Origin of the sequence: Brevundimonas sp. (assembly GCF_027487935.1) — a bacterium.
Classification (GTDB): domain Bacteria; phylum Pseudomonadota; class Alphaproteobacteria; order Caulobacterales; family Caulobacteraceae; genus Brevundimonas.
Map to the genome: position 1 here is coordinate 18305 of NZ_JAIYCP010000014.1, position 10492 is coordinate 28796.

The 10492-nt window shown below is 68.3% G+C and carries 10 protein-coding genes and 1 pseudogene; 4 read left to right on the top strand and 7 right to left on the bottom strand.

From position 1 onward, the window contains the following. The first annotated feature begins 31 nt into the window (after positions 1-31). From Q0053_RS05655 to Q0053_RS05665, 3 genes are read left to right on the top strand one after another with little or no spacing between them, the layout of a single operon-like run. Positions 32-2146 (top strand): S9 family peptidase, encoded by a 2115-nt coding sequence (locus tag Q0053_RS05655; RefSeq protein WP_298097243.1) that lies wholly within the window; start codon positions 32-34, stop codon positions 2144-2146. A 7-nt stretch (positions 2147-2153) separates the two neighbouring features. Further along, complete coding sequence (locus tag Q0053_RS05660; protein ID WP_298097246.1) at positions 2154-3014, top strand: alpha/beta hydrolase; 861 nt, start codon at positions 2154-2156, stop codon at positions 3012-3014. A 45-nt stretch (positions 3015-3059) separates the two neighbouring features. After that, the gene (locus Q0053_RS05665; protein ID WP_298097249.1) at positions 3060-4505 is read left to right on the top strand and encodes an AMP nucleosidase; all 1446 of its coding nucleotides are present in this window, start codon (positions 3060-3062) and stop codon (positions 4503-4505) included. A gap of 47 nt (positions 4506-4552) precedes the next feature. Here Q0053_RS05665 and Q0053_RS05670 read toward each other — a convergent pair whose 3' ends face one another. From Q0053_RS05670 to Q0053_RS05695, 6 genes are read right to left on the bottom strand one after another with little or no spacing between them, the layout of a single operon-like run. Then, entirely contained in the window at positions 4553-4705 is a 153-nt protein-coding gene (locus Q0053_RS05670) for a hypothetical protein (protein WP_298097251.1), read from the bottom strand. A gap of 51 nt (positions 4706-4756) precedes the next feature. After that, the gene (locus Q0053_RS05675; protein WP_298097254.1) at positions 4757-5260 is read right to left on the bottom strand and encodes a phasin; all 504 of its coding nucleotides are present in this window, start codon (positions 5258-5260) and stop codon (positions 4757-4759) included. A gap of 20 nt (positions 5261-5280) precedes the next feature. Continuing rightward, entirely contained in the window at positions 5281-6036 is a 756-nt protein-coding gene (locus tag Q0053_RS05680) for a creatininase family protein (protein ID WP_298097257.1), read from the bottom strand. Between the two features lie 59 nt (positions 6037-6095). Continuing rightward, entirely contained in the window at positions 6096-6689 is a 594-nt protein-coding gene (locus Q0053_RS05685) for a TetR/AcrR family transcriptional regulator (RefSeq protein ID WP_298097260.1), read from the bottom strand. Beyond that, on the bottom strand, positions 6689-8290 hold the full coding sequence (locus Q0053_RS05690; protein ID WP_298097262.1) for a DHA2 family efflux MFS transporter permease subunit: 1602 nt from the start codon (positions 8288-8290) through the stop codon (positions 6689-6691). The genes Q0053_RS05685 and Q0053_RS05690 overlap by 1 nt, the downstream gene beginning before the upstream one ends. Next, the gene (locus Q0053_RS05695) at positions 8287-9393 is read right to left on the bottom strand and encodes an HlyD family secretion protein (RefSeq protein WP_298097265.1); all 1107 of its coding nucleotides are present in this window, start codon (positions 9391-9393) and stop codon (positions 8287-8289) included. The genes Q0053_RS05690 and Q0053_RS05695 overlap by 4 nt, the downstream gene beginning before the upstream one ends. Positions 9394-9535: 142 nt before the next feature. Between Q0053_RS05695 and nth the strand changes: the two genes are divergently transcribed. Continuing rightward, on the top strand, positions 9536-10285 hold the full coding sequence (gene nth / locus Q0053_RS05700) for an endonuclease III (protein WP_298097268.1): 750 nt from the start codon (positions 9536-9538) through the stop codon (positions 10283-10285). Between the two features lie 89 nt (positions 10286-10374). Here the strand turns inward: nth and Q0053_RS05705 are convergent. Continuing rightward, positions 10375-10492, bottom strand: a pseudogene (locus Q0053_RS05705) (IS481 family transposase); the annotation flags it as partial.

Below are 10492 nucleotides of genomic sequence, written 5' to 3' on the forward strand. Positions count from 1 at the left end.
AGACCTTCGCCCCCCGTTCGAGGATGCCTGCATGCGCCCGTTGACCCGTCTGCTCACCGGCCTGAGCGCCGCCGCCCTGCTGGGTTCCGCCGCCCTGCCCGCCCTGGCCGGAACGCCGCCGGTGGCGGTCGCCGAGGCTCCGGTTGCCGCCGCGGCGGAGATCAATGCCTTCACCTGGGAGGACATGATCGCCCTGAACCGGCTGGGTGATCCGCAGGTGTCGCCGGACGGCCGCTGGGTGGTCTATTCGGTGACCACGACCGACGTCGCCGCCAACCGCCGCTCAGGCGCCCTGTACATGATGGACCTGAACGCACCGGGCGAGCCGGTTCGGCTGGCCATCAATGAGGGCGGGGCCAACACCGGTCGCTGGGGGTCTGACGGCCATCTTTATTTCCTCTCGGGCCGTTCGGGTTCCAGCCAGGTCTGGCGCGCCGCCGCCGACGGCACCGGCCCGGTGCAGGTGACCAACCTGCCGCTGGACGTGAACGCCTATCGCCTCAGCCCCGACGCCTCCAAGGTCGCCGTGTCGCTGGCGGTCTTCCCCGACTGCCCCGATCTGGCCTGCACCGTCGACCGGACCCGGGCCATCGCCGACGATCCCGCCACGGGCCAGGTCTATGACCGGATGTTCGTGCGCCACTGGGACACCTGGGCGGACGGGACGCAGAACCATCTGTTCGTGGTCAATGCCGACGGCACGGGCGCGCCGGTGATGGTGACGCGTGGCTTCGACGGTGACACCCCCTCCAAGCCGTTCGGCGACGAGAGCGAATTCGTCTTCGCCCCCGATGGCCAGTCGATCGTCTTTTCGTCACGCGTCGCCGGCCGTTCCGAGCCCTGGAGCACCAATTTCGACCTGTTCCGGACCAATGGCCTGAGCGGCGACGGGAGCTTCGAGAACCTGACCGACGCCAATGACGCCTGGGATACGGGTCCGGTGTTCTCGCCGGACGGCCGGACGATGGCGTATCGGGCCATGGCGCGGCCGGGGTTCGAGGCCGACAAATACGCCATCTTCCTGCGTGACATGGCGACCGGACAGGTCCGCCAGATCGCCGCGGACTGGGACCGTTCGGCCGACACCCTGCAGTGGTCGCGCGACGGACGGACCCTCTACACCACGGCCGGTGACGTCGGTCAGACGCGGCTGTTTGCGATCGATGTGGCCCGCGGCGCGGTCGTGCCGGTCACCGGCCCGGGCCATGTCTCGGCCTTCCAGCAGACGCCTTCGGGCTTTGTCTTTGCCCAGGACACCCTGACCCGGCCGAGCGAGCTGTTCGTGAAGACCTTCCGCGGGCGGGAAATGCCGCGCCGGATCACCGATGTGAACCCGTCGCTGGACGCCGAGACCTTCGGCGAGCCCGAGCAGTTCAGCTTCCCCGGCTGGAACGGCGAGACGGTCTACGCCTATGTCATCAAGCCCGCCGGCTATGTCGAGGGCCGGCAGTATCCGGTCGCCTTCATCGTCCATGGCGGGCCGCAGAGCTCGTTCGGCAATGCCTGGTCCTGGCGCTGGAACGCCTCGACCTATGCCGGGGCGGGCTATGCGGTGGTGATGATCGATTTCCACGGCTCGACCGGCTACGGCCAGGCCTTCACCGATTCGATCAGCCAGCACTGGGGCGACCGCCCGCTGGAAGACCTGCAGAAGGGCTGGGCCTTTGCCCGGGAACGCTATCCCTTCCTCGACGGCGACAATGCCTGCGCCCTGGGGGCCTCCTACGGCGGCTATATGATCAACTGGATCGCCGGCAACTGGCCCGGTGCGTTCAAATGCCTGGTCAATCACGACGGCATCTTCGACACCTTCGGCATGGGCTATGCCACCGAAGAGCTGTGGTTCACCGAATGGGAGAACGGCGGGACGCCCTATGACAACCCGCGTGGCTACCAGGAATTCAACCCGGCCAACCATGTGCTGAACTGGCGCGATCCGATGCTGGTGATCCAGGGCGATCTGGACTTCCGGGTCCCGACCACCCAGGCCCTGTCGACCTTCACCGCCCTGCAGCGGCGCGGCATCGAGAGCCGGCTGGTGGTCTTCCCCAATGAGAACCACTGGGTGCTCAAGCCTGCCAACAGCCGCCAGTGGCACAGCGAAGTGTTCGGCTGGCTGGACCGCTATCTGAGCCCGGCCGAATAGGGGCCGCATGACCCGAAGAGGCCTGTTCGCCCCCGCCCTGGGAATGCTGGCCGCGGCCTGTTCGCCCCTGGCCATGCTGAATACCTTCGGTCCGCGCGACGGCGGGGTGCGCCGCGCCGCGCGCGACCTCGCCTATGGCGATGACCCGCGCCAGAGGTTCGATGTCTTCGTCCCCACAGCGGTCCCCGAGCGCCCCTGGCCGGTGCTGGTGCTGTTCTACGGGGGCGGTTGGGACAGCGGCGACAAGACCTACTACGCCTGGGCAGCCCAGGCGCTGGCGGCGCGCGGCTTCGTCGTCGCCCTGCCGGACTACCGGCTGGTGCCGCAGGTGCATTTTCCGGCCTTCATCGAGGACGCGGCCCTGGCCACGGCCCGGGTCGGGGAGATCGCCGGCCGGTACGGGGCCGATCCGGCGCGGCTGGGCGTGATCGGCCAGTCGGCCGGGGCTCATATGGCCATGATGATCACCCTCGACCGGCGCTATATGGCGGCGGCCGGCGCGTCGGGCCTGATCCGGGCGGCGGTCGGCCTGGCCGGTCCCTATGATTTTCTGCCCTTTGACGTTCCGGCCTCGGTCAATGCCTTCGGGCGGGTTGCCGACCCGACCCTGACCCAGCCGGTCACCTTCGCCCGCGCAGACGCCGCTCCCCTGTGGCTGGGTCATGGGACCGAGGACGTCATCGTCCATGCCGAGGACACCACCATCCTGTGCGAGCGGATGCGGTCGGTCGGCGGGCGCTGCGAGGAGAAACTCTATCCCGGCCTGAACCACGCCGACCTGATCTCGACCTTCTCGCCCCTGTTCCGCAAGAAGGCCCCGGTGCTGGAGGACGCCACGGCCTTCCTTCACCGCGAACTGGCCGGCTAGGCGCCACGGTCTCGCCAAGGCCATGATCCTCCGCTAGAGGAGGCCATGACAGAAACGATGACTCCCCAGGCGGCATTGGACCGCCTCGAAACCCTCTACAACCAATCCGTCTCCAACCTGCGCTCCGCAGTGGCGACCTTTTTGCGGACCGGCGAACGCGCTGATCCGGAAGCCCGGGCCAAGGGCCTGTTTTCCTATCCGGAACTCAGGGTCAGCTGGTTCGGCGAACGGCCCGGGAACCTTGAAACCCGCGCCTACGCCCGCCTGTCGCGGCCCGGCGCCTATTCGACCACCATCACCCGCCCCGACCTGTTCCGCCCCTATCTGCTGGAACAGCTGAGCCTGCTGCAGGCAGACTACGGAGCCACTTTCGACGTCGTCCCGTCGCACCAGGAGATTCCCTTCCCCTATGTGATGGACGGCTCGGCCGTGGCCCTCGACCGCAGCCAGACGGCCGCCGTCGCCCGCTGGTTCCCGACCACGGACCTGGCCCATATCGGTGACGAGATCTCGGACGGCATGTTCGACCTGACCCGGGACTTCCCGCTCGCCCAGTTCGACGGCCTGCGCACGGACTTCTCCCTGGCCCGCCTGCGCCACTACACCGGTACGCCGGTCGAGGACGTCCAGTCCTACATCCTGTTCACCAACTACAATCGCTATGTCGACGAGTTCGTCCGCTGGGCCTGCGACCAGCTGCAGGACCCGGCCAGCCCCTATGAGACCCTGGTCTGCGCCGGCGGCATCGTCATCACCCGCGACACGCCCGATCCCGAGGCGGCAGTCATGGATGCGGCCTGGAAGAAGCACCAGATGCCGGCCTACCACCTGACCGCACCGGGCTCGAACGGCATCACCCTGGTCAACATCGGGGTCGGTCCGTCCAACGCCAAGACCATCTGTGACCACCTGGCCGTCACCCGACCGCATGCCTGGATGATGATCGGCCACTGCGGCGGCCTGCGTCCCTCGCAGAGCATCGGCGACTATGTCCTGGCCCATGCCTATCTGCGTGACGACCATGTGCTGGACGCGGTCCTGCCGCCGGACATCCCCATCCCCTCGATCGCCGAGGTCCAGCGCGCCCTCTACGACGCCGCCAAAATCGTGTCAGGGGCACCCGGCGAGGAGGTCAAGCGGCGTCTGCGCACCGGCACGGTGGTGACCACGGACGACCGCAATTGGGAGCTGCGCTATTCCAAATCGGCCCTGCGCTTCAACCAGAGCCGCGCCGTGGCCATCGATATGGAGAGCGCCACCATCGCGGCCCAGGGCTACCGTTTCCGGGTGCCCTACGGCACCCTGCTGTGTGTCTCGGACAAGCCGCTGCATGGCGAGATCAAACTGCCGGGCCAGGCCAACCGCTTCTATGAGGGCTCGATCTCCGAGCATCTGCAGATCGGTATCCACGCCATCGATCTGCTGCGCGCCGAGGGCAGCCGCCTGCATTCCCGCAAGCTCCGCGCCTTCGACGAGCCGCCGTTCCGGTAAGGAAAAACGCCGCCCCCGAAACCGCGGGGGCGGCGCGCTTTTCGGCCTCAGCCGGGGGATTTGGTCTTCTGGCCGAACGCCTGTTTGGTCTCGGCCTCGGTGATCCGTTTGGAGGGATCACCCTTCTGGTTGAGGTTCTGCTCCTGGGTGCCGTCTCCCATCATGGCGGGATGCGGGTCCTTGGTCGGGGGGGTGGTCATGACGATCTCCTTTTCACCCAGGAGAAAGACATCGCAGGCGCGGGTGTTCCCTTATTTCTTCAGCCGTTTCGCATTGGCGACGGCGGTGTTGTGGATCGGGCGGATGGCATCGGCCTGGCCCTGCAGCAGGGCGCTGTTCAGGGTCAGCAACTGCGCGGCCGCGCGACTCCACCAGCCGACGGCATAGCTGTACTGCGCCTGCAGGGCCGCGGCCGGGGTCGCGGCGGTGGCGATCGAGGTGGCGGCCTTCGATGCCAGACCGGCCTCGGTCATGACGCCCGAGCCCAGCCGGCCGCCGATATCGCCGAAGGTCTTCGCCATGGCCGAGGCCGAGGCCGACAGGGCCTCGACCTTTTCGGTGCTCATCAGCGACATCTCGGTCAGGTCGGCCTTGCGTGGATCGGCCATGCCGGCGGCCATGATCTCCAGCCGGGCGTTGATGACGTCGCCGGCGGCCTGCATCATCTCGCCGCCGGACAGGGCCGTACTGGCCGCCTTCGCACCGTCGCGGGTCAGGCGGCGGCCGGTCTTCAGCGCTTTTTCAAACTCGGTCATGTCCCAGCCTTGGGCCGGTTTCAGACCTCCGGCAAGACCTCGGCGGAGAAGTCGGCGACATCCTTGAGCAGGGCCGCGACCGAGGCGTCGATGATGGTCTGGCCCTTTTCGGGGCTGGCCTGGGCCGGGTCGGAGCCGATCCGGCCGTCGGGGAAGCGCGCGCGATAGTCCAGCGCGTCGCGGATCGGCCCGGTCGGCGCGATCTGCGGGCTGTAGGTCGCGGTCTTGATGTGATCGGGATATGCGGCCTGCGTCACGGCGATCTCGGACGGGGTGGCGTGCATGCCGTGCCCGGTCGGGAAGATCCTGTTGCACAGGCTGTTGACCCCCGGCAGGTCCCACCAGTTCTTCAGCTTCAGCACGAAGGGCGGCTGCTCCTCGACGAAGCTCCATTCGGCGTAGATCTCGGCGAAGGTCGCCTCGATGGTGGCGACATTGCCGCCGTGGCCGTTGAGGAAATAGATCCGCTCGAACCCGTGCCGGCTCAGCGACGACACCCAGTCGGTGATGGCCGCCATGAAGGTCGAGGGCCGCAGGCTGATGGTGCCGGCGAAGGCCAGGTGGTGCTGGGCCATGCCGATGTTGAAGGTCGGGGCCACGACCAGGCTCCCGTCCTGCTTCTCCGCCGCATGGGCGATGATCTCGGGACACATCCAGTCGGTGCCCAGCAGGCCGGTCGGGCCGTGCTGCTCGTTGGAGCCGATCGGCACCACCACCGTCTTCGTGGTCTTCAGCCGGGCGTCGATCTCGGGCCAGGACGACAGATGGATCAGCATGGGGGCACTCCGGATGGGTCTGCACGCGATCTAGGCCGATTGGCGGCCCGGGCCAACCGTCAGCGGGCGAAGGCGCGCAGGAACCGGCGCGCCGCCTCGGCGGCCCGCGGCTCAAGGTCTATCGACGGCTGGGCCACGCCGAGAATGCTGCGCAGATGGCCGTGCCCCAGCGCCATGCCGGCGAACATCTCGGCCGCCGCCTCGGGGTCCGGGACGCGCATCAGGCCCAGCCGGTCCTGCTCGGCCAGCCAGGCCGCGAGGCGGCGGAGGCCCTCGGCCGGGCCGGCCTCGTAGATGGCATCGGCGAGGTCCGGCATCTCGGGCGACATCAGGGCAACGCCGCGCAAGGACGCCCCGGCGTCTGCCCGGAACACCTTGTCCAGCAGGCCGAGGGCAAAGGCGGTCAGCACCCTTGCCGGATCACCGCCGGCCCGCAGCGGCGCGCTGATGGCGTCGGACCTTCGGGCGGCGAGGGCCCGACCGATCTCCAGCTTGTTGGGAAAGCGGTTGTACAGGGTCTGGCGCGATACCCCGGCGCGGCGCGCGATCTGCTCCATCGAGGCCAGGGCGCCCTTCTCCCCGAACAGCGCCGACGCCGCCTCGAGGATGGCCTCCGTCTTGGTCTCGTCGACCTGTCCGCGAACCCTGGCCATCAGTGCGCATCCAGGGGCGGGGCGCCCGCCGGCGCCTTGACCGGGCGGGACAACAGGGTGGCCAAGGCCGCAAAGGCACAGGCGACGGCCAGCATGGCGAAGGCGTCGCCGAAGGCCAGGGTGGTTGCCTGTTTCTGCAGCATGCCGAAGACGGCCTTGATCGCTGACCCGTCCGGATCAATCGAGTCCGCGAACCGGGCCTGAAGCCCCGCCAGCATGGCCTGCATGCCCGCGCTGGTCACCGGAATGCCCTGGGTCAGCTCACTCATATGCAGGGCGGTGTTCCGGGTCAGGGAGGTGTTGAGGATCGCCAGGCCGAAGGCGCCGCCGACGTTGCGGCTGAGATTGACCAGGCCCGAGGCGTTCTTGACCATACCGGGGGGCAGGGTCGACATCGTCACCTGCTGGGCCGCGATCAGGGCCGTCATGACGCCGCAGCCGCGCACGGCCTGAACGCCGGCGAACTCCCAGAAACCCCAGTCGGGGGTGACCAGCCGAGCGCTCCACATGCCCCAGGCGCAAAGGGCGAAGCCGCTGAACATCAGCAGCCGCAGGTCGACCTTGCGCACCAGCCGTCCGGCCAGGGGGGCGGTCAGGAACATGGCCAGGCCGGAGACCACCATGGTCGTCCCCACTTCGGAGGCCGAATAGTCGCGCACCCGGCCGAGGAACAGGGGCAGCAGGAAGGTGCCGCCGAACAGGACGGCGCCCACAATGAAGGTCATCACCACCCCGACAAGGAAGTTGCGGTTGGTGAAGGCGCGCAGCTCGACGATCGGATTGCGGTAGGTCAGCGAGCGCCAGATGAAGGCCGGCCCGGTCATGGCGGCGACCACGGCCAGAAGCAGGATCAGGTCGTCGTTGAACCAGTCGTTCTTCGCACCCTCCTCGAGCACGAATTGCAGGCTCATCAGAAAGGTCGCCATCAGCCCCAGTCCGGCCCAGTCGAACCCCTTGGCCAGGGCCGGATCGCCCTTGTCGAAATCGGCATAGCGACCGACCAGGAACAGCACCAACATGCCCGGAATGACGTTGATGAAGAACAGCCAGCGCCAGCTGAGCCATTCCGTCAGATGCCCGCCGAGGGTCGGGCCGACGGTCGGAGCCAGGGTGACGATCAGGCCCATGACGATACTGGCCGAGACGCGCTTGTCCGGCGGGAAGGCGGTAAAGGCCACGGCGAAGACGGTCGGAATCATGGCCCCGCCGACAAAGCCCTGCAGGGCCCGGAAGACGATCATGGCCTCGATCGAGGACGACAGACCGGTGGCCACACTCATCAGCAGGAAGCCGGCGCAGGAGACCAGAAACACCTTCTGCGTCCCCCACAGCCGCGACAGATAGCCCGACAGGGGGATCATCACGACCTCCGGGATCAGATAGGCGGTCTGGATCCAGCTGATCTCGTCGGCCGAGGCGCCGACCCCGGCCTGGATCTGGGGCAGGGAAGAGGCCACGATCTGGATGTCGAGAATGGCCATGAACTGGCCGATCACCATCCCGGCGAAGCCGAGCAGCAGGAAGGTCCAGTTGACCTCGGGTGCCTTGACCTCTGGCGCCGGGGCGGGCGCGCCCCCGACCGTCGGCGCGGCGGCGGTCACCGGACCGCGGCCACGACGGGTCCCGTGGCGGCCTCGGCGAAATTCAGCCCGCCACGGCTCTTCAGGTCGACCTTGACCTCAACCGACAGGCCGGGCCGCAGGGCGGCCGCACCGAATCCTTGCCCGGAGGCGCGGTCGACGCGAATACGCACCGGCACGCGCTGGGTGATGCGGGTGAAATTGCCGGTCGCATTCTCGACCGGGATCAGGGCGAACTCCGAGCCGGTGGCCGGGGCGAAACTGTCGATATGGCCGATCAGGGGCTCGCCGGGGAAGGCGTCGGCCCTGATCTCGACGGTCTGGCCGAGGCGCAGGCGGTCGAGCTGGGTTTCCTTGAAATTGGCCACCACATAGGCATCACCCAGCGGCACGATGGACAGGATCTGCCCGCCGGGCCGCACATATTGTCCAACGCGAACGCCGCGCGCCCCGACCACGCCGCCGACCGGGGCACGGATGACGGTGCGGTCCAGGGCGATGCGGGCCTGTTCGACCCGGGCGCGGGCCACATCCACGGCGGCCAGACTCTGGCTGCGGGTGGAGCCGAGCACGCCGGCGGTCCGCTGTTCGGCGACCAGGGCGGCCTCCGCCTCGGCGACCGAGGCCTCGGCGGTGCGGGCGCCGGCCTGTTCGGTCTGGATGCGGGCCCGGGACACCCAGCCCTGCTCGGCGAGGCGGCCGTAGCGGTCGACCTGTTGCGAGGCCAGTTCGGCCCGGGCGCGGGCCTGGGCGACCCCGGCGGCGCGCGAGGCGATGATGGCCTGTTCCTGGGCGGCACGGGCGTCGACATTGCCGACGGCGGCGATCACGGCGGCCAGATTGGCCTCGGCCTCGGTGAGATCGGCGCGGGCATCGGCGTCATCGAGCCGGACCAGGATCTGGCCCGGCGCCACCCGCTGGTTGTCGGCGACCAGCACCTCAACGACATAGCCGTCGATCTGGGGGCTGACCCCGGTGGTGTCGGCGGCGACGAAGGCGTTGTCGGTGGCCTCCCAGCGCTGTTTGCCCTGCCACCAGACGACCCCGCCGATGACGAGGGCGAGCGCTGTCGCCGCGGCAACGATCAGGGGCAGGCGTTTCTTGCTGGCGGGAGACAGGGTCATGGCGGACTCGAAGCGTGTCGGGGAGGACGGCGGCATAAATGGACAATGCTGTCCAAAAATCAACCAGCCATCGTGGGGTGCCGCTACACATCCTGTTTCGGATCGTTCTTGACCCGGGCCCGGCCCCCGGCGACGAGAGGGGATGAAGCCGACCAAGGCCCGTCCCCGCGCCCGCCCGAAAACCGCGCCGAAGCGGCCCGCCGTCATGACCGGGGCCACGGTTCCCGTGCTGGGCTGGCCGCCGGAGGAAGACCGGGTCGAGGCGATCTTTGAACGGCTGGCGCGGATCATGCCGGAGCCGAAGACCGAACTCAGCTTCTCCAGCCCCTATACGCTGGTGGTCGCCGTCGCCCTGTCGGCCCAGGCCACCGATGTGGCGGTCAACAAGGCCACCGACAGGCTGTTCGCTGTCGCCGACACCCCGGCGAAGATGCTGGAACTGGGGGAGGCGGGGCTGGTCCCCTACATCGCCTCCATCGGCCTGTACCGGAACAAGGCGAAGAACGTCATCGCCCTGAGCCGGATCGTGCTGGAACAGCATGGCGGCGAGGTGCCGCTGAACCGGACCGACCTTCAGGCCCTGCCCGGCGTGGGCCGCAAGACCGCCAGCGTGGTTTTGAATGAACTGGGGATCGAGGCCGCCATCGCCGTCGACACCCACGTCTTCCGGGTCTCGCACCGGCTGGGGCTGGCCAACGCCGCCACCCCCGACAAGGTCGAGGCCCAGCTGTTCCGCGTCGTTCCGGAAGCCTGGCTGCCCAAGGCCCACCACTGGCTGATCCTGCACGGCCGCTACACCTGCACGGCGCGGAAGCCGAAATGCGGGGGGTGTGTGATCTTGGACCTGTGCCCGAGCCGGGCGGGGCTGATGGCGCTGGGGGAGGCGGGGTGAAGGTGATTAGTGGTTAGTGATTAGTGGTTTGGGTCGGAGCGCTTGCTCCCGAGCGGCCCACCGGCGGCTGCCTCATCAACCACTAACCACTAGGTGTTCAGTCCCGAAGTGAGGTGGATTGGATCGTATCGGAAGCGATCTGGCTCGTCAGCCCACGCCTTGCAGATGGCTTCGTAGGGCGTGAGGCCTTGTAGGGTCTTGAGCCGC